16 protein-coding genes are annotated in these 19,006 nt (G+C 65.9%); 4 read left to right on the top strand and 12 right to left on the bottom strand.

Annotation, left to right across the window (positions count from 1 at the left end; all coding sequences use genetic code 11):
• The first annotated feature begins 78 nt into the window (after window positions 1-78).
• On the top strand, window positions 79-255 hold the full coding sequence (locus IVB50_RS27140; RefSeq protein ID WP_157642977.1) for a hypothetical protein: 177 nt from the start codon (window positions 79-81) through the stop codon (window positions 253-255).
• A 95-nt stretch (window positions 256-350) separates the two neighbouring features.
• On the top strand, window positions 351-473 hold the full coding sequence (locus IVB50_RS42475) for a hypothetical protein (protein ID WP_018456612.1): 123 nt from the start codon (window positions 351-353) through the stop codon (window positions 471-473).
• Between the two features lie 67 nt (window positions 474-540).
• Here the strand turns inward: IVB50_RS42475 and IVB50_RS27135 are convergent, their stop codons facing one another.
• From IVB50_RS27135 to IVB50_RS27090, 10 genes are all read right to left on the bottom strand, one after another.
• The gene (locus tag IVB50_RS27135; protein WP_018456611.1) at window positions 541-900 is read right to left on the bottom strand and encodes a hypothetical protein; all 360 of its coding nucleotides are present in this window, start codon (window positions 898-900) and stop codon (window positions 541-543) included.
• Between the two features lie 202 nt (window positions 901-1,102).
• Entirely contained in the window at window positions 1,103-2,020 is a 918-nt protein-coding gene (locus IVB50_RS27130; RefSeq protein ID WP_018456610.1) for an MBL fold metallo-hydrolase, read from the bottom strand.
• Window positions 2,021-2,148: 128 nt separating this feature from the next.
• Window positions 2,149-2,931: a 3-hydroxybutyrate dehydrogenase gene (locus tag IVB50_RS27125; RefSeq protein ID WP_018456609.1), complete on the bottom strand. Its 783-nt coding sequence runs from the start codon at window positions 2,929-2,931 to the stop codon at window positions 2,149-2,151.
• A 34-nt stretch (window positions 2,932-2,965) separates the two neighbouring features.
• Complete coding sequence (locus tag IVB50_RS27120; protein ID WP_018456608.1) at window positions 2,966-4,138, bottom strand: patatin-like phospholipase family protein; 1,173 nt, start codon at window positions 4,136-4,138, stop codon at window positions 2,966-2,968.
• 32 nt (window positions 4,139-4,170) lie between these two features.
• Window positions 4,171-4,968: an acetoacetate decarboxylase gene (locus IVB50_RS27115; RefSeq protein ID WP_018456607.1), complete on the bottom strand. Its 798-nt coding sequence runs from the start codon at window positions 4,966-4,968 to the stop codon at window positions 4,171-4,173.
• A 77-nt stretch (window positions 4,969-5,045) separates the two neighbouring features.
• Window positions 5,046-6,251 carry an NAD(P)/FAD-dependent oxidoreductase gene (locus tag IVB50_RS27110; protein ID WP_018456606.1) on the bottom strand — a complete coding sequence of 402 codons (1,206 nt, stop codon included), beginning with the start codon at window positions 6,249-6,251 and terminating at the stop codon, window positions 5,046-5,048.
• Between the two features lie 103 nt (window positions 6,252-6,354).
• Entirely contained in the window at window positions 6,355-6,642 is a 288-nt protein-coding gene (locus tag IVB50_RS27105) for a hypothetical protein (protein WP_018456605.1), read from the bottom strand.
• Between the two features lie 98 nt (window positions 6,643-6,740).
• The gene (locus IVB50_RS27100) at window positions 6,741-7,700 is read right to left on the bottom strand and encodes an AraC family transcriptional regulator (RefSeq protein ID WP_162496292.1); all 960 of its coding nucleotides are present in this window, start codon (window positions 7,698-7,700) and stop codon (window positions 6,741-6,743) included.
• Window positions 7,701-7,912: 212 nt separating this feature from the next.
• Window positions 7,913-10,576, bottom strand: a complete 2,664-nt coding sequence (locus IVB50_RS27095; RefSeq protein WP_247298128.1) for an EAL domain-containing protein — start codon at window positions 10,574-10,576, stop codon at window positions 7,913-7,915.
• Window positions 10,577-10,663: 87 nt separating this feature from the next.
• Window positions 10,664-11,389: a hypothetical protein gene (locus IVB50_RS27090; RefSeq protein ID WP_247298123.1), complete on the bottom strand. Its 726-nt coding sequence runs from the start codon at window positions 11,387-11,389 to the stop codon at window positions 10,664-10,666.
• A 186-nt stretch (window positions 11,390-11,575) separates the two neighbouring features.
• On the opposite strand from IVB50_RS27090, the gene IVB50_RS27085 reads away from it, so the two are divergent.
• Together IVB50_RS27085 and IVB50_RS27080 are read left to right on the top strand one after the other, a co-directional pair.
• Complete coding sequence (locus tag IVB50_RS27085; RefSeq protein ID WP_018456601.1) at window positions 11,576-12,604, top strand: LysM peptidoglycan-binding domain-containing protein; 1,029 nt, start codon at window positions 11,576-11,578, stop codon at window positions 12,602-12,604.
• Between the two features lie 142 nt (window positions 12,605-12,746).
• The gene (locus tag IVB50_RS27080) at window positions 12,747-14,036 is read left to right on the top strand and encodes a Spy/CpxP family protein refolding chaperone (RefSeq protein WP_051113002.1); all 1,290 of its coding nucleotides are present in this window, start codon (window positions 12,747-12,749) and stop codon (window positions 14,034-14,036) included.
• A 102-nt stretch (window positions 14,037-14,138) separates the two neighbouring features.
• Here the strand turns inward: IVB50_RS27080 and IVB50_RS27075 are convergent, their stop codons facing one another.
• Window positions 14,139-16,586, bottom strand: a complete 2,448-nt coding sequence (locus IVB50_RS27075) for an adenylate/guanylate cyclase domain-containing protein (protein ID WP_018456599.1) — start codon at window positions 16,584-16,586, stop codon at window positions 14,139-14,141.
• Between the two features lie 284 nt (window positions 16,587-16,870).
• Window positions 16,871-18,940, bottom strand: a complete 2,070-nt coding sequence (locus IVB50_RS27070; RefSeq protein ID WP_026233203.1) for an AsmA family protein — start codon at window positions 18,938-18,940, stop codon at window positions 16,871-16,873.
• Between the last annotated feature and the right edge of the window lie 66 nt (window positions 18,941-19,006).

Raw genomic sequence — 19,006 nt, 5'->3', positions numbered from 1 at the left:
GCACTGCAAATCGCGGCGATCCTATGAACTCGTTCACAGGCGAACCGAACCAATGCCGCGCGAGCGCATTGAACCGGCATGCCCCGTGAAAACGATCTCGAAGGTAAGCCCGACATGGGCGGCAAGCATGGCGGTCAGGCCGGCCAGCCCAAGTCGCCGCCGCGCCCGCGTCAGGGCGAGCGCGATGAGGACGTCGTGGCAAAGCGCCACACCGGCCAAACCGATCCCAACTCCGCGCCGACCAAACCAAAATAGCATCTCGCCCGCGCTGCACTCGCACCGGGAACGGCAGCCTCGTCTTGCCGTTACCCTGATCCCGCGGCGGAGCAGATCGAAACGGAGGCTGGCACGTGTTTTGGATTTATTGGGACACCGCCTGGTCGCTCATCATCAGCGGCATCATGTTCGCCACCATCGTCGCCCATCCCGACTCCGAGTTCGTCGAGATCCACGCGGCCAAGCAGGTCAAGTGAGCCCGCGCCGGCCGGTTTGACGGCGCATCATCGCATGCTGCGCCGAGACGGGACGAAGGTTGAGACCTCAAATCATGCTGCCGGGCATGAAGCAGCGGATCATGGCGCGGCCGTTGACGTAATACGGCCAGACCATGGTGCGGCCGACGCGGTTTGGCTCGGTGATCACGGCGTCGTCGGGCACCTCGATCCAGTCGCCCAGGAGTCTCACGCGATAATGTCCGTTGCTGGTGTCCCAGTCGACATCGTCCAGCGCCGTGCCATCGGCATCGGCACAGCAGGGACCGCCGCCCTTGCTGCGCAGGCTCTCGAACCAGCCCTTGAGGGGCGAGTTCGCGTAGCGACCGTCGTCGCGGGCCTGCACGGATGGGCCGATCATGGCGGCAACCGCCACGAGAGTGATCATCCTGAATGCCGCGATCGCCATGTCGCCTCGCTCGATCTCGCGCGCGCACGAACGCAGACGAGGAGCCGCCTGCGCTGCACGCGACGCAATGCTGGCTGGCGCCGCCGACCGGTTCCAGCCGTCTCAGCGGGGCGATAACCGCGAGGGTCGATGTTTGATCCTATTTTCAAGGGCGCGGACTTGTCGAGTCCGCGCCCTGCTTCAGCTCCAACCCGGCAAGCGGTCAGTAGTCCCAGAACACCGGCACCCAACGGAAGGCGTCGCCGTCGGCTGCCACCCGGCCCACGGACGGGAACGGCAGGTGCGTGGCCACCAGCATTTCCCCGGTCTCGGCAAGCTGTCGCAACAGACGGATGCGAACGCGCGCGGCCTCCTCGGGGTCGTGTTCGAACCCGTTAAACCAGTCGGGTTGCTCGAACCCGACGGCAAACACGGCGTCGCCGGCGAATGTCAGCGCATCATCGCCGGACGCCATGCGAACCACGCTATGTCCGGGGGTGTGACCGCCGGTGCGACGGGCGATGACGCCAGGTGCAATCTCGTGCTCGTCATCGAACAGCCTCAGCTGACTGCCGTACTCCTTCAGGAAATGCTTGGCGGTCGATCGAAGCGCGTCCGGAAAGCCTTCCGGCATGGCAGTGCGGGAGAAATCCGGCTTTTCCCAGAACTTGACCTCGGCGGCCGCGACGTGGATCCGCAGGTCCTTGCGCAGCTGCTGCTTCACCCCCTCGACCAGCAGGCCGCCAATGTGGTCCATGTGCAGATGAGTCAGCACCAGATCGGTCACCGCCGAAAGATCGATGCCGGCGGCCGCCAGTCGCCTGATCAACTGCCCGGCGCGCGGCAAGTTCAGGTTCGGATCCGAACCCAGTCCGGCGTCGATGAGGATGGTCTTGCCGCCGCTGCGAACCATGACGGCGTTCAGCGCCCAGTCGAAAGCGTCCTGCGGCAGGAACATGTCGTGCAGCCAGGTCGCCCGCACCGCCGGGTCGGCGTTGTGCGCGAGCATCTTGGTCGGCAGCGGCAGCACGCCGTCGCTGACCACCAGCACGTCGATCTCGCCGATCTTCAGTGCGTAGCGCGACGGAACGAGCTCTTCAGGTCCCGATGACACGGGATATGAGGTGTTGTGCAGATTCATGTTGGTCTCCTGTTTCAAGGTTGAGGCACTTGGTTGGTGCTGACTCTGGCCGGTCCTGGTTGAGCAGGCCGCGCCGCCAGCGAGAGCGCGGCCGTCATCGCTTGGTGAGTTAGAGGCTCGTCACGCGCTCATTGCGCGGTCCAGCCGCCATCGACGGAGATCGTCGTCCCCGTGATCTGGTCGGCCGCGGCCGAGCACAAGAAGGCGACGGTGCCACCGATCTGCTTAGGGGAGGCGAAGTCCAGCGATGGCTGTTTTTCGGAGAGAAGCTCTTCGGCCGCTTGCTTCTGGCTGATGCCTTTCTCCGCCGCGATGTCGCTAATCTGTTTCTCCACGAGCGGCGTGCGCACCCAGCCGGGACAGACCGCGTTGCAAGTGACGCCGCTGCCGGCGGTTTCGAGGCCTACCACCTTGGTGAGGCCGACGAGGCCATGCTTGGCCGCGACATAGGCTGCCTTGTGGGTGGATGCGACGAGACCATGCGTGGAAGCGATGTTGACGATGCGACCCCATCGCTGCTTTTTCATCTGGGGCACGGCCGAAGCGATGCCGTGAAATGCGGCCGACAGGTTGATGTCGAGAATGGCCTTCCACTTGGCGGGCGGAAACTCCTCGACCGGTGCGGTGAACTGGATGCCGGCATTGTTGACGAGGATGTCGAGCCGTCCGAAGTTCTCGATGGCTGCCGCGATCATTCCGCGCACGGCATTGCCATCCGACATGTCGGCGCCGTCATACGCGACGCGGACGCCGTCCTCGTGTTCGATGCCGCTGCGGATCTTCTCGATCTCTCCCGGATCTCCAAAACCGTTCAGGACGATATCGGCGCCGAGCCTGGTCAGCTCTCTTGCGATCCCGAGGCCAATGCCGCTGGTCGATCCGGTGACGATCGCTACTTTGCCTTTCAACATGAAAAACTCCTTTCGATGATGGTTGCCGGCGAGGTCAATCGCGGCGGTGAATGTCGTAGGTGACGATGCCGAGTTCGGAAGGCGGCGGCTCGAGGCGCCGTCCGTCGGCCAACGTGCGGCGGATGTCGTCCCGTCCACTTTGCCAGTGCGCGCGCATCGCTTTCGGTCCGAACTCGTAATCCTTGGAGTGACCTTCGTGGAGCTTGGACTGGTAGATCAGGTGGATGATGTTGTGGGAGCGGTGACGGGCGAGCTCGGCGATGGCGCGCATTTCGGGATCGTTTCTTGCGGCGTCCGGCAATCTGTCGATCGTCCGCTGCAGCGCCTGCCGCATCTCCTGCATCCGTAGCGCCTGGTCGGTGACGGCGCGGGTACGACTGGAATACTGAATGTCCTTCTGCCGGCTCGACACCTCCATCATGTCGTGCGGCACGCGGCCCCGCGCCGACCAGAGATCGATCTGGAACGTCAGCGTGTCTTTCGCATCGCCCGACAGGACGCGAGAGAGAGGCGTGTTGGAGACCACGCCACCATCCCAGTAGTGCTCGGAGTCGATTTCGACGGCGGGAAATCCGGGCGGCAGCGCGCCCGAAGCCATGAAGTGTTTCGGACCGAGCCGCCGCTCGGCTGTGTCGAAATAGGTGAGATTGCCGGTGCGGACGTTGACCGCGCCGACGCTGACACGCACTTCGCCCGAGTTCAGCCGGTCGAAATCGACGAGCTGTTCCAGCGTCCGTTGCAACGGCGCCGTGTCATAGAAGCTGGTCGACGCGTCGCCCGAGAAGGGCGACCACAGGGGCGAGGGGAAGCGCGGCCTGAAGAAGCCGGGCTGGCCTTGGAACAGCGCGCGCATTGCGGCAAGCGTGTTGTGCAGGGAGTTGAAGTCGAACGCGAACGGTAGCGCACCGGCCAGTCCCTCGCCGGCAGGCCATTCCACCGGGGTTGCGCAGATCGTCTCCCAGAACTCGCGCAGCCGTGCCACGCGCTCGTCTTCCGGGGAGCCCGCGATGATCGCGGCGTTGAGCGCGCCGATCGAGATGCCGGCCAGCCAGTTCGGCCGGATCCCGGCCTCGTGCAAGCCTTCGTAGACGCCGGCCTGGTAGGCCCCGAGCGCGCCGCCGCCCTGCAGCACCAGCGCAACGACATCGTAGGGCAGCGGATTGATCGGTCGTGCGGAATCGATTTGTTCGCGTGTCACGTTGAACATGGTGACTACTCCTTGCAATGCGACCTGTTCGGTCAGCCCGCGTGTGTTTCGGTCAGGATTTCAGATCCGGCTCCACGCGATCGCGCCGCCGCGGACCGCTCCAGATAGTCGTGCACCACGGTGCCTAATCCGAGCGTCAGATCGGCAACGATATGCTTGGCCGAGAGCACCTGAAGAACCGGCAGCTCGGCGACCGGTGCGAGCGCGTGGGAGAAGAGATCGAGCGCGGCGGGCCCCGTCCATGCGCCCTTCACCGTCACGTCCTCGAGATGGAAGCGCACCAGTTCGCAAATGCGCGCGGTGCCGTCGACATGCGGAATGATCTTCAACAGAAAATTGGGAGCGATGAGCTTTCGTGCTTCGGTGGAAAGATCGAGGGCGCGATGCTTGTAGCCCATGGTGCCGGTGGCGATGCGCACCGAGCCGTAGTCGAGCGTGCCGACCAGGGTATCGGTCTCGACGGCCAGCTTCGGCTGGGCCAGCTTCTTGGGAAAGCCCCACAGCTCGCGGCCGCCGGCGATCGGCGGATGATCGTTGAGGAACATCTGGTGGACGAAGCTGCCGGTCTGGCCGCGGAACGACACCGGGATGATCTGGCCGCTTTCCGTGTAGTCTCCGAAGCCGGTGGAATCAGGCATGCGAATGAATTCGTAATTCACCACAGGCTCGGTCAGCTCCAGCGGCTCCGGCACGATCCGGCGCAACGCCTCCGGGTCGGTCCGGTACTGGATGATGAAATATTCGCGGTTGATGAAGCGATACGGGCCGGGCGGGAAAGCCGGATTCGTCAGCGGCATCGCGAAGGCGACGTTGCGGATCTGCTGGTTCATGCTGTGGGTTCCTGAATGGTCGGTGCTGTGGCGGGCCGCGCGCCCCGCGGGAGCGCGGCCATCATCACGTGAGGCGTCTAGACTTCGGTCACGCGTTCCGGATCGGCCGACGCGAGCGCCAGGGCGCGCTCCGCCTTCGGCGGATAGATCCAGACGGTGTTGATCTCACGCTTGGTCTTCTTGGCGACATCGCCGACCAGCTCGACCTTGCGCTCCCAGCCGCGTGTGAACAGCGCGCCGGCTTCGCCGAGGTCGAGGCAGGTGACGTAGGCCTTCTGGTGGTAGGGCCTGGTCGGAACGCCGAGCAATTCGGCCGCGGCATTGTTGCCGGCAAAGGCGCCCATCCGCGTGGCGTGCTGGCACGACATCAGTGCGTAATTGCCCTCGTCGTCGCAGGCGGCGCGTGCCGCGTCGCCGGCCGCGAAGACACCCTGCACGCTTGGCACCTGCAAGCAGCGATCGACCAGCAACCGTCCGAAATTGTCGCGCTCGGCGGGAATCTGCGCGGTCAGCGGCGCTGCACGAATGCCCGCCGCCCAAATCACCGTCTCGGTTTCAATGTGCTCACCGCTGGACAAGGTGACGCCGGTGTCGTCAAGCGCGGCGACGCCGGCGCCGAGCCGTGTCTCTACGCCAACCTTGCGCAAGGCTTCCTCGATGACGGGGCGGGCGCCTGCACCCATGTCGGGTGCGATCGCAGTGTTGCGATCGACGATGACGACGCGAGTCTTGGCATCGGGGCCCAGGATTTCGCGCAGCCGCGTCGGCATTTCGGTGGCCGCCTCGATCCCGGTGAAGCCGCCGCCAGCGACGACGACCGTGTCGCGTCCGTTCGCGGCGGGCCGCTCCGCGAGGCCATGCAGATGCTTGTCGAGCGCTACGGCATCGTCGAGCGAATCGACGCTGAAGCCGTGCTCGGCGAGGCCCGGAATGTTCGGACGGAATAGCCGGCTGCCGGTGGTCACGACGAGGCGGTCGTAGGACAGCGTCTTTCGCGGGCCCTTCGCGGGCGTGATCTGCACCGTTCTGGCCTCGGTGTTGATCGTCTCGGCGCTGCCCTGGATGTAGTCGACGTCGATCGCCTCGAGGACGTCGACCAGCGGGGCCGTCACGGTTTCCGGCTTCGACTCGTAGAGCCGCGGACGGACCACCAGCGTCGGCTCCGGTGAAACGAGCGCGATCTGCAGATCTTGCGGCGAGGCGCCCCGGATGTCGCGCAGCCGGGCTGCGGAAAGCGCGGCGTACATGCCGGCGAAGCCGGCCCCGATGATGACGAGTCGCATGGGTTTTCTCCTTGGTTGCTGTTCGAAAGACCGCGCGCGACCGCGCTGCTGCGTTGAGAACAGCGTCCGGCGTCGGCGCGTGGGGTGGGTTGGATCGCTGGCCTCAGGGCGCGATGCAGCGTGCCTGCAGATTCGGCGGCCGGCCGTAACCTAAGACGACGGGCTGAAGCTCACTTCGACTCCAGTCCTGATAGGGAAGGCCGGCGCCATTTCGGATCATGATGGAAACGGGCGGTTGTGCCGGGTGCATGGTGTAAGCCGGAATTTCCACTTCCTCGCCCGTCGCCGACGTGAAGCGAACGGCCAGCGAGAGTCCGTACAGGGTTGCGGTCGCGAGGCTTCGGCGGCGTGAGGCAATCAGCCGTCGGCTGACGAAGTTTTTCCAGGTCATCTTTGGTCTCCCTCGATTGGTCTGGACATGGAGATGATGTAGCTGACCCGATTTGCCGTTGCCCCAGCGCGATTGCCGTCGCTGTCGAGAGATTGCTGCTAACGCATACGCCTGCGCCAATCGCTCGGCGTCTCGCCCGTCAGCTTCTTGAATGCTGCGGCGAAGGCCGTTTGCGAGGAGTAACCAAGCGCCGCGGCGACCGAGACGATCGATTCGTCGCTCTCCCGCAAGATGTTCATGGCCTGCTCGAGCCGGTGCTGACGCAGCCAGGCATGCGGCGATAGCCCGGTGCTCTCCTTGAAGGACCGGCAGAAATGGAAGCGCGACAGTCCGGCATCGGACGCCAGCGCATCGAGCGAGACATCCGCTTCGCTATCGCAGCGCAATCGTTCGATCGCACGGAGCAGGACCTTCGGCGCCAGCCCGCCCATGGTCGGCTGGAACGTGGTTGGCGAGCCTGCATGCGCAGCCAAAAGGCGCGTGGCCAGAAGATCCGTGAGCTGATGCCGGAACAGCGCATCAAGGACGCCATGGCCCCCCAGCGAATCCGCGGCGCTCAGGAGCAGTCGGGACGTGATGGTGTCGGGATGCGCCGTTCGCTCAATCAATTCGGCGGTCCCGGCGGTCCCGGCCTCGCCAGCGACGCGCTGCAGCGTTGCGTCGGGAAGGTAAAGCTGCACGACGTCGACGGGCTTCGGAATGTCCCATCGGGAGCTCGACCCTTCCGGAACGATGTTCACGACCCCCGGACGAAACGTGCCGATCGCGATCGATTTTCCCGAGCGCCGCTCCATGCGCTGCATCACGCCTTTATGCGCCATGATCACGTGGTGGCGCATGGGCTCGACGACGTCGTGCAGCGCATCATGTTTCCAATGCGCGATCCCCGCGCCGGAGGAGTCCAAGGCCATGCGAAACGGCTCGGTTCTGAGCACGCGCGCCATCTCCGCGTCGGCGGCGCGCCGCTCGGACGTCGAGCGATCGTCAGGCTGTACGTCGGGTGCGGGCGGCAAGCCCTTGTGCGAGGGATTGCGCATGAGTGCAGTGTTCCCGGTCATGATGTGGCTCCTGCTGATCAGCTCGGGCTTTCGATCAGTCGTCCGTATTTGTACGGAACGGCGCGTGTTCTAGGCGCCGTGGCTGCCGGGCGTATTTCCTGAACCCGCCATGTTTTGTCCGATCCTGCTCCAAGCCGGCCGGCGCTTTCGCGAACGCACGGCGGGCGGGAGTGGACAGAGATGTTGATGACAAAGCGTGCGGCAGTGCGCCGCTAGGCCGCGGCCGCCTGCGCCGACAACAGCTGCTTCAGTTTCGCGGCCGGCACGGCCGGGCTGAACAGCCAGCCCTGCATCTGGCTGCATCCGAGCTGGAGCAGCACCGCGCGCTGCGCTTCGGTCTCGACGCCTTCCGCGGTCGTCGCCATGTGACGGGCGGCGGCCATGTGCACCACCGCCTGCACGATCGGCGAGGAATCTTCCGACTGACCGATGTCGCTGATGAAGCTGCGGTCGATCTTGATCTTGTCGAACGGGAAACGATGCAAATAGCTCAGCGACGAATAACCAGTGCCGAAATCGTCGAGCGCGATGCGCACGCCGAGCTCGCGCAGCTGCTGCAGGATCGTCAGCGCCTCCTGGTCGTCGCGGATCAGGACCGTCTCGGTGATCTCGAGCTCGAGCCGTCCGGGCGCGAGACCCGACTCGGCGAGTGCGGCTGCGACCTTCAGCGCCAGCGTCCGCGAGCGGAACTGCACCGGTGAGACGTTGACCGCGATGTGGATGTCGCCGGGCCAGGAGGCCGCCTCGAGGCAGGCCTGCCTCAGCACCCATTCGCCGATCTCGCCGATCAATCCGGTCTCTTCCGCAACCGGGATGAAGTCGGCGGGCGAGACCATGCCGCGTTCCGGATGGTGCCAGCGCAGCAGCGCTTCGCAGCCGGTGACGACATTGGCCGCGAGATCGACCAGCGGCTGGTAGTGCACCTCGAACTCGCCGCGGGCCAGCGCCTGCCGCAGATCGAACTCGAGCTGGCGGCGCAGCCGCGCCTTGGCGTCGTGTTCGGGCGCGAAGATACGGAACGTGCGGCGGCCCTCGGATTTCGCCGCATACATCGCGAGATCGGCGCGCTTGAGCAGATCGTCGAGATTGTCGCCGTGGTCGGGGGCGATCGCGATGCCGATGCTGGCATCGGTCGGGATTTCCTGGCCGTTGCAGTCCACGGGGGCGCGCAGCGCCTTCAGGATCTGCTCGGCGAGGGCGGTCAGTTCGGCCTCGTCGCGGCTGCCGGCCTTGACGATGGCGAATTCGTCGCCGCCCAGCCGTGCGACCATGTCGCTGCCGCTGACGCAGGCGCGCAGGCGGTTCGCGACCTGGCGCAGCAGCTCGTCGCCGACCTCGTGGCCCAGCGAATCGTTGACGCCCTTGAACTCGTCGACGTCGATATAGAGGATCGCGAACGGCTTGCCCTGGGCAAGCTCGGCGACGCGCCGCTCCAGATGGCCGCGCATCAGCACGCGGTTGGGCAGGTCGGTGAGGGCGTCGTAATGCGCCATATGCGCGATGCGCTCGTCGGCGCGGATGCGCTCGGTGACGTCGTCATGGGTCGCGAGCCAGCCGCCGCCGGCGCCGGGCTGGTTCTTGATCTCGATCAGGCGGCCATCGGAGGTCTCGACTATCGCGCTGTGGGTCTGGCCGACGCTGCCCAGAATGCCGTCGCAATAGGAATCGACGTCGCCGTCGAACGAGCCGGTGTCATGGCGATGCTGAATCACGTCGCGGAAATACGCGCCGGGCTTCACCAATTCGGCCGACAGCCCGTACATCTCGATGTAGCGGCGGTTGCAGACGATCAGCCGCTGGTCCTGGTCGAACATCAGCAAGCCCTGCGTCATCGTGTTCATCGCGGTGTCGAGCTGCTGCTTCTCCACGGCGAGCCGGCGCGTCATCTGGCGGAAGATGGAATAAAGCGTCAGCACGAGCAGGCCGATCGACAGCACGGCGACGGTCACGAAGAATTTGGTCTGCGTGTGCCATGTTGCCAGCGTCGCATCCAGCGACTTGGTCGCAACCATCACCAGCGGCTCGCCGGTCAGGAGGCGTGCGGCGACGATGCGATCCTTGCCGTCGATCGGGCTTGCGAGCTGGGTCGTGACGAAGGTGCGCTCGAACACCGCCATCTGCTCGCGCGTGCCGTTGCGGAAATTCTGCCCGATCATCGCCTCCACATGCGGAATGCGCGCCAGCAGCTGGCCGTTCTGGTGGTGCATCGCGATCGAGGAATCCTCGCCGAGCCCGCTCGAGGCGAAGAAGGATTCGAGCTGGTCGGGCGTGATCGCGCGCGAGACCAGCCCAAGGAATTCGCCGTGGGGACCGGAGACGCGGCGCGCGAACACGATCGCCGGTCCGCTGCCCAACCGTCCCGGCACGACCTCGATCTCTTCCTGCGACGCCGGATCGTTCTTGAGGCGATTGAAATAGCCGCGGTCGGCAACTGAAACATCGGCGACCGGCCAGCGCCGCGACGAGTTGATCAGCACGCCCTTGGCGTCGAACACGTTGGCGCCGGCGACGTCCGACCAGCCGCTGGCTTTGGCGCGCAGCGCCTCGTGCACAGCGAGCGTGCCCATCTCGCTGCGGAAGACGTCGGCGGAGTCGATACCATGGCTTTCGAGCTCGGCGATGATGCTCTTCTGCAGCACCGCGAAGTCCTCGAACTCGCGGTCGAAATGGCGCGCGAGCAACCGGACCGCGCTCTCCACGCTGTCGCGGCCGCTTTCGATCGCATTCTGCCGGAAGCGGTCGACGGTGAGCGCGGTGCCGATCGCCATTGCGGCCATCAGCACGAAGCCCCCTGCGATCAGCCATGTCAGCGGCGCGCCGCGCCAACGGCGCAGCAACGCGCGCATGCGCGCGCTCCATCGGATCGATGTGCCCATGCAGCCCTCCCGTGGGATGCAAGATGCGGCAAAACCGACAAGACCACGTTACCAGTGAGGGTTAGGAAAACATGAATCGGAATGGAATCAGAGGGTTGGTTCCATCGCTTGTCTGAAGGTGCGGGGCCATGGTTCCCTCAGCGTCGGATTTCCCATCGCAACGCTTCCGCATTGGTCTTGGCGAACGTCGAAGGTCCCGGTCTTGAGATCATAGCGGCAGCGCCAGTCGGCCAATCCCTTCACGGCGACGTTCTTCGGGTGCTTGTCCATTTCGCCCGAGATCACAAGGTAACGGTTGTCCGGCCAGTGCACGCCAAGCCCGCGATAGGCCTCTTCGGTGCCTTTCACGAGATTGGCCGAGATGTGGTAGTCGAGCTTCATCTTCCCCGTGTCCGGCCGGCTGTGGAAATAGGCCCAGGCCAGATCGCTGAACGAGGTCTTCGTCACGCTGACGAAGGCGCCTTTGTCGACATGGTAGAGATAGAGGTCCTGCTCGCCGGAGCCGGTCTTCTGCATCCGCACCAGCCATTGCGAGTCGGGGGTGAAGCGGAAGCCGGCGCCGTAGCCCTGCTCGGGCTTCAGCTCCGTCATCTGGTCGCCACGCCTCGCCCAGGCCTGCCATTTGACGTCGAAATCTCCGCTGTCCTTCATGTACTGCTCGATCTTGGTGGCTTTGTCGGGCGAGGTGAAGGCTAGATCGGCATCGTCAGTGAGAGCGAAGCCAGACGGCGGGCCGGAAGCGGCGAGCGCCGGAGTTGCGGCCAGGATGAGGGCAACCACCAGCCATTGTGCGGGACGGCAAAATGCGGTCACGGAAAAAATTCCTCAAGAAAAATGCCGCGATGCGGCCTCGATCATTTGACGCCGGCGGGGGTGCGCCGGTTCATCCCGGCGTGCCGGCGCATCATCCCATCGACCGTCTTGCTGCCGTGGCCAAAACGGCGCACCTTGCCGGCTCGATTGATTTGCTAGGTTCTTCCTGATCAAGGTTCGTTTCCGATGGTGACCGCGACCAAGGCCTTCATTGCATTCTGTCTGCTCGCGGTGGGCGGCACCGTGCTGGTGATCGGCCCCACCGAGCTGCGTCGCATGCTGCCGATCGGGGCCAAGACCGATTCCGTGGTCGCCGCCAAGCCGGAGGCCAAGGTCGAACAGAAGGTCGAACCCAAGCCGGAACTCAAGCCGGAACTCAAGCCGGAAGAGCCCAAGCTGGCCGCAAGCGCGCCGCCGGTGCCGGCCGCGTCCCCCGCTGAAACGAAGGCGGGTGCGCTGGCCGAGACGCAAAAGCAGGTCACGGCCGCGCTTGCCGATCTTGCACCGGTCAAGCCGCCGCCGGCGATTGCGGATACCGGCCCCCGCTTCGACGTTGCACGCGTCGACGATCACGGCGAGGCGGCGGTGATCGCGGGCCGGGCGACGCCGGGTGCCAAGGTCGAGCTGCTGCGCGACGGCAAGCCGATCGACACAGTCGTGGCGGATGCGTCGGGCCAATTCGTGATGACGCCGCCGCAGCTTCCCGCCGGTTCCTACGAGCTGACCTTGCGGGCGAAATCGCCTGACGGCACCGTCACGCAATCCGGCCGCAGCATGCCGGTCGTCATCGCCGAAGCCGCACCGCCGCCCGCTCGCCCTGCACCGGTCGCGCGGCAAGAGGCGAAACAAGAGGCGAAGGCCGAGAAGCCCGACGACAAGTCGGATGTCGTGGCATCGGTGTCGGACAGGCCCGCAGCCCGGCCGAGATTGATGGGCGCACCGAAACCGAAGGGCGGATCGGGGGTCATGGCGCGGGCGCCCGCGGCCACGACCGTTGCATCGGCCTCGCCGGCGGACGCCGTCAGCGGAGCAGCGGCGGAAACAGGCGGCAGCCGGGTGATCTCTCGCGGCGACAGCCTGTGGGCGCTCAGCCGGCTCGCTTACGGCGACGGCGCCCGCTTTGCGGTGATCTACAACGCCAACCGCGCCAAGATCCACAATCCCAATTTGATCTATCCCGGCCAAACCTTCGTGCTGCCGCAAAAGGCGGAGTAACACCGCATCGGCTCTGCCGGGGCGCGTTGCGACGCTTTGCCCTGTACGCTTCCGGAACATTTGGTTCCCTCGCGCGTCATGGTGATGCGACGCGATGTGCGCTTGGCGCCGGAGGAGGGCCAAGGTGGACAGGTCAGTGGTCATGTCGAGATCACGCTTGGCACTCAGGCCAAGGCTGGGGCTGGCGCTATCAGGCGTAACCCTCGTGATTCTGGCCGTGCTGTTGCCAGGTCGCGCCGAGGCGCAGTTCGGCTTCCGCGGCGGCCCGCTCGGTGTTGCGCGCTTTGCCGTCGGCCACATGATCGGCATGTCTCGCTTGCGCCATGCCCGCATGGCGGTGCGGGGCAGCCGATACCGCTCCGCAGCGTTGAGGTCGCAAGATCCTCGCGGCGCAGAGCGCGGCCAGCCTGCGAATCCATACGTGCTCCGTGCGGCGATGACCGCGCAAGCTGCGCTGTCGGGCTGGCGTGGCGGCCGTCGTCCGCAGGGCTGGTGGCGCCATCCCGACGGCAGCTACGGCTGGGTCGGCCCGGTGTTCTGGCCATTCGCGCATGACGATCTCACCACCGCGATCATCCTCGGCGATACGACCAGCCTCTCGCTCTACGGCTATGGCGACATCTATGCCGCGATCTTCGCGCCCTATGCGGCCACCGAGCTTGCGGCCTACACCACGCCGCAGGGCCGGCGCGGACGGCGGGTCCCGACCGCAGAGACTGTCTGCGATGCCAGCGACACCGGCGGCCTGCCGGTCGATCGCATCGCCGCTGCCGTGCAGCCGAATGAATTGCAGCGCACAGCGCTCGACGAGCTCGCCACCGCGTGGGCATCCGCGCGCGACACCATCCGCGCCGCCTGTCCGACGCAGGTCCCCGCGATGGCCATCGAGCGCCTCGGCCTGATGCGCGAGCGCATCGAGGCCATGATCAAGGCAACGGACGCCGTCGCACCTTCGCTCGCAAAATTCCTCGACCTCCTCGACGACGACCAGAAGGCCAAGCTCGATGGCCTGGCCAAGGAGCGCCGCGCCGCGCTCGCGTCGATCCAGCAAAAGAATCCCGAGGCGGCGTCGGCCTGCCAGGCGGACAGCGATCCCCGCTACGACGAGAAGCTGCAGCGCCAATACGAGCAGCTCGTGCAGCAGCAATGGCCCGCGGCCGAGATCGCCTCCACGCTCAAGCTCGACGACACCGCCCGCGCCCGCCTCGACGTGCTCCAGGACACCACACTGCGCACCATGGAAACGCTCAGCGCCTGTCCGTCACAGGCCCCACCGACACCACAGGCACGCCTCACCGCCGTGAAGGCGCGGCTGCAGACGATGCTGCAAGCGGTGAACGGCGTCAGTGACGCGCTCGACGATTTCGAAGCTGACTTAAGCGACGAGCAGAAGGCCGGCTTCGAGGCGATCGGGCCGAAGCGCGGGGTGTGATCAACCGCACCGCCTCCAGCCAATTCCGTGCCCGCGTAAGTCATTGATCTTGCAGGCCCCTGCTACTGTGCATGGGGTTGTTTTCGCAGTTTTTTGTTGTGGCTACCCTCTTCGCCTTGCCGCGGCGGCATCCACCACGCTCTCCACCTCCTCGCGCCACGACAGGATCTCCATCGCGAGCACGGGGTGGTTGAAGCCCTTGAGCACGAGATCGTCGAGCGCGCGGGCTTCGACCCAGGGCTCGACCATGCCGTAGACGCGGCGGCTGACGACGACCTGGCCGGCCTTGGCTTCGTCGCAGAGGCGGGAGGAGAGATTGGTGACGCTGCCGATCGCGGCATATTCCAGCCGCTGCTCGAAGCCGATCTGGCCGAGCGTGGCGTAGCCCATGGCGACGCCGACGCCGAAGCCGAGCGAGTGGCCGCGGTTCTTCCATTTCTCGGTCAGCTTGCCGATCGTGTCGCGCATCTCGACCGCCATCTTCACGGCGCGCTTGGTATGGTCGGCGAACTGAATCGGCGCATTGAACAGGATCATCACGCCGTCGCCGGCAAAGCGGTCGAGCGTGCCTTCATAGCGGTGGATCAGCTCGCCGAGCGCGGCGTGATATTCGCGCAGCACGTTCATCGCCTCTTCCGGCTCGGTCGCCTCGGTGAACGAGGTGAAGCCGCGCAAATCGCAGAACACGACGGTGACCTCGCGGCGATGGCTGTCGAGCAGCGCATCGTGGCCGTCGGACGAGGCGATCAGTTGCGCGACTTGCGGCGCGAGGAAACGTTCGAGCCGCTTGATGCGGCCGATCTCCCCCAACTGCTTCTCGACCCGCTCTTCCAGCGAGCGATTCCAGTTGCGCAGCTGCTCGGTCTGCTCCTGGAGCTTTGCGGCCTGCTGCTGCACGGTTTCGTGCGCAGCCGCGAGTTCGCGGCCCTTGTGGTCGACCTCGGTGAACAGCCGCGCATTGCGCATCGCCAGCACGGCCTGGTTGGCGAACGTGCGCATCAGGCCGATGATGCTGGCGGCGAACTCGCCGCTGGCGCGGCGCAGCACCACCAGCGAGCCGAGCGTGCCCTGCTGGTCCACCAGCGGCACCACCAGCACCGAATGGAAGCCGGCCTCGACCGCGACGTCGCGCAGCGGCTGCTCGGAGGCCTGGTCGAGATCGGCGATCGCGATCGGTTCGCCGCTCCCGGCCGCATCGCTCAGGATATCCTGGCCTTCGTCGATGGTGACATGGGCGCCGTCGGCGGATTTGTCGATGCCGTTGGCCTCGACCAGATTGAAGCGGCGCATCTCAGCGTCATAGCCGTAGATCAGCACCGCATCGGCATGGGTGATCTCGATCGCGCGCGCCGCGATCGTCGGCAGCACGGCGTTGAGATCGAGCGAGGCGGCGACCGCGCGGCCGACCTCTTCCAGCACCTTGAGCTCGTTGATCGACTGCGCGAGATCGCGGGTGCGCTCCTCGACCTTGGTCTCCAGGTCCGAATAGGTCTCCTGGATCTGGTCGGCCATGCGGTTGAACTGGCCGGCGAGATCTTCCAGCTCGTCCGCGGTGTGCACCTCGATGCGATGGCTGAAATCGCCTTCGCCGAGCTTGTGCGCGCCGTCGCGCAGCGCCGTGATCGGAATGATCATGCGGCGCGCCAGAAGCGTGCCGGCAAGGATTGCGACCAGCAGGCCCATGCCGATCAAAAGCGCAATGCGCACCAGCTGGTCGCGGATCGGCATCAAGGCCTGCGTGGCCGGCTGCTCGAACATCACGCTCCAGCCGAGCTTCGGCACGGTGCTCGCGGCGCTCATCACCGCATGGCCGTTGAAGTCGGTGCCCGAATTGTCGGGCTCGTGGCCCGGTGCGACCGCGGCCGCAACCTGCGGCAGCTTCGACAAATCCTTACCGATCTCGGGGCCTTTCGAGGACGTCGCCAGCACGCGGCCGCGCGGATCAACCACATAGGCGAAGGCGGCTTTGCCGACCTGGGCGTCGATGAGGTACTCGGAGAGAAAGCTGAGGTCGAGCTCGGCCACGGTGACGCCGGCGTTGAAACCGGAATGCGCCACCGAGATCGACATGAACGGCGTCCGGTCGGAGAACCAGGCCGGCGCGTAGCTGACGCCGCGGGCGACGGTGTCGGTGAAGCGCATGTCGCGGGAGAGGTCGGCATTGCTGCCGGTCGTGGTCGACTGGCGCGAGACGCGCAGCACCTCGCGGCCGTCGCCGTTGAGCTGGAACAGCTGAGTGACGACCGAGACCTGGTGCAGCAGTTGGGCGTAGTCGGCGCGGCGCTTCTCGAGTGTGTCCTGGCTCGCCCGCGTCACCCAGCTGATCTGGCGCTCGAGTTCCGAGATCGACTGCTCGATCCGCCGCGCGGCAGCCTGCGCCTTGTCCTCGAGACCGTCGGTCAGCTGTGTCTTGGTGGCGCGGTAGGAGATCCAGCTCTCCATCGCGCCGTTGACGGCAAGCACGAACACGACGAGGCCGACGAGAGAGACGACGTATTTGGCGAACAGGCCCTCGCGCAGAAACCGTGTCTTGTCGTTCGCTCCTGCCATCCCGATCCTCTCGCGCCGCCATCGGCGCCGGCGCTACGGGCCGCACGGACCCTGCGAGCCTTCTAGCACAATTTGGTCCCAGGGGACTGTGAAGGGACTGGTCAAGGGACGGCCGAGCACCCGGCGTGGTTACCGGCCTCGGTTACTCCCTTGGATGCTGGCAGGCGGAAGCGTGGTGAATTGTCGCAGTCTCATCCGTTTGGAGGAAGCCGCGGCCGGGGACGCCGATGTAAGGGGATCGCCTTGGCAAGGGAGGGCTGGAGTCCAGCGCTTTGGTCCTGCAATCATCGATTAAAGAGCTGCCGCAGCACGTCGTTCATCGGCTGGCTGTCCTGCTGCGCCGCCGGCGGGTCCTCCAGGGCGGGGGACGCCGGCGAGGCTTGCGGCATCAGTGCGGATGGCGCTGCAGGCAGGCTGCGGCTGCGGCCGGTGGCAGTCCCGGTCCCGGTGCCGTTTCCCGCGCCACCGGAAAGTCCCTGCTGGATCAGATTGCCGAGCGCCTCCCCCAGGGGGCCGCCGAGCAAATTGTTCTGTCCGGCGGGCTGCTGGCTTTGCGGATTGGCAGTGCCGGCGGCATTACCGCCACCCGGCGCGGTGGCTCCCCCGAGACCAAGGCTGCCCAAAATATTGCCGAGCCCGGCCCCATCAGCGCCGAACAGCCCCCTGCCCATCTCGCGCAGCTTGGCATAGGCGGCGTCCGGATTGTCCAGCATGCCGGCCATGTCGGGATAGATTCGCGGCTGCGACCAGGTGCCCTGGATCATCACGGGAATGCCGAAGCCGACCGGCTCGGCGGCGCGGCCCTGGCCTTCGGTCGTCATCACCAGTTTCGGCTCGACGCGAAAGCCCATCATCTTGGTGTCGAGTGCGATCGTGCCGGCACCGGTCACGCGGACGAGCGGTCCGGTCAAGTTGAGATCGGTGGTCACCGCCTGGCCCTTGTCGATCCGGAACGACGCCGAGAGCTGCGACAAATCCGTGCTCTGCTCCCGACTGCTGTCTCCGTTTTCCTGCCAGCCGGACAGCGTGCCCGATGTCAGCGAGCGGATCATCTGTGCGACGTTGATGCCGCGAATGGCGCCGTCCTGGAAATTGACGAAGGCCGTGCCCTGCATGTTCGCCATCAGCGCGCGCTGGCTGCTGCCGGCGCTGCGCAGCGCGAGCTTGGCCTGCAGCTTGCCGTCGATCCGGTCGAATTCGGCGAGGCCCTGCAGCAGCGGCAGCGCGCGCACGCCGGCGAGGTCGGAATGCATGGCAAAGCTCGGCGCGCCGCTGGTCGCATCCAGGATCAATTCGCCCGTAACCTGGCCGCCATAGGCGCCGAGATTGGCGGTGCCGGCCTTCAGCACGCCGCCGGCGAGTTTTGCATCGACCGCCAGCGGCGCGAGGCGTGCCTCGCCGATCACCGCCTCATGCGCGGAGATCCTGATCTGCGCATCGACATAGTTGAGCCCGGAGACGTCGATCGGCGCATCGCTCCAGGGCTGCCCGGACGCGCCTTCCGGCGATTTCGCCAGCGGGATCGCGAGCCGCTGGAAGTCGAGATCGAGCTTGACGAGAGGCTTGCTCGCGATATCGACCGAGGCCCAGCCATTGAACGCGCCATCGCCGAGCGTGCCATTCAGGCCGTTGATCATCACGACATCGCCGCTCAGCCGCATCTCGGCATGGCCCGCGAGCCGGGACTTCAGCACGTCCGGCATGTCGATGGCGAAATCCACCGGAATGGTCGGTCGGTCGGCCGGCGGCGCTGGCGTGGTCGCCTTGATGTCGAATTTGGTCGGATGCTCGCCGACCCGTGCGGTGCCGGTGATGTTGAACTTGCGGTCGCGGCCGACGATCGCATCGGCATTGACGGCGCTGATGCGGCTCTCGACGCGATCGCGCACGCGCGCGAATGCGATCTCGCCATCGGTGACCTTGATGCGATCGATGGCGGCGCCGTCGAGATCGAGCGCGACCGGCTTCGACGTGCCGCCGGCATTCGGCAGGCGCTCACGCAGCAGCGGCTGGTAGAGCACGGGATGGGTGACGACGAGCTCGCTGATCTTCGGGCGGCCCGACCAGACGCTTGAGAGCGACATGTCGGCCCGCACGCTGTCGATGGACAGGCGCGTGATGCCGCTGCGGTCCTTGGGGTCGGCAAGCGTGAGGTCGTTCAGCGTCACGTTCAGCGTCGGCCACAAACTGATTCTAGTGGTGCCGTCGACCGACAGGCGATAGCCGGTCGCGCTCTCGACACGCGAGGCAATCGTCGAACTCAGGAAGCCCGAGGGGATCCCGACCACCAGCAGGAGTGCGATCACGATGACGATTGCGGCCACCGCCGCGCCGGCGAATTTCACGGCTCTCATATCGACTTTCCAGCGGCGGACGATCGGCGTCGAATCCGGCACATGACCGTCATTTGCACCCGTCCT

The sequence above is a fragment of the Bradyrhizobium sp. 87 genome (assembly GCF_023073015.1).
Lineage (GTDB): Bacteria > Pseudomonadota > Alphaproteobacteria > Rhizobiales > Xanthobacteraceae > Bradyrhizobium > Bradyrhizobium canariense_D.
Note: the sequence above shows the minus strand (reverse complement) of the source record. Positions and strands in the feature narration are given on the sequence as shown.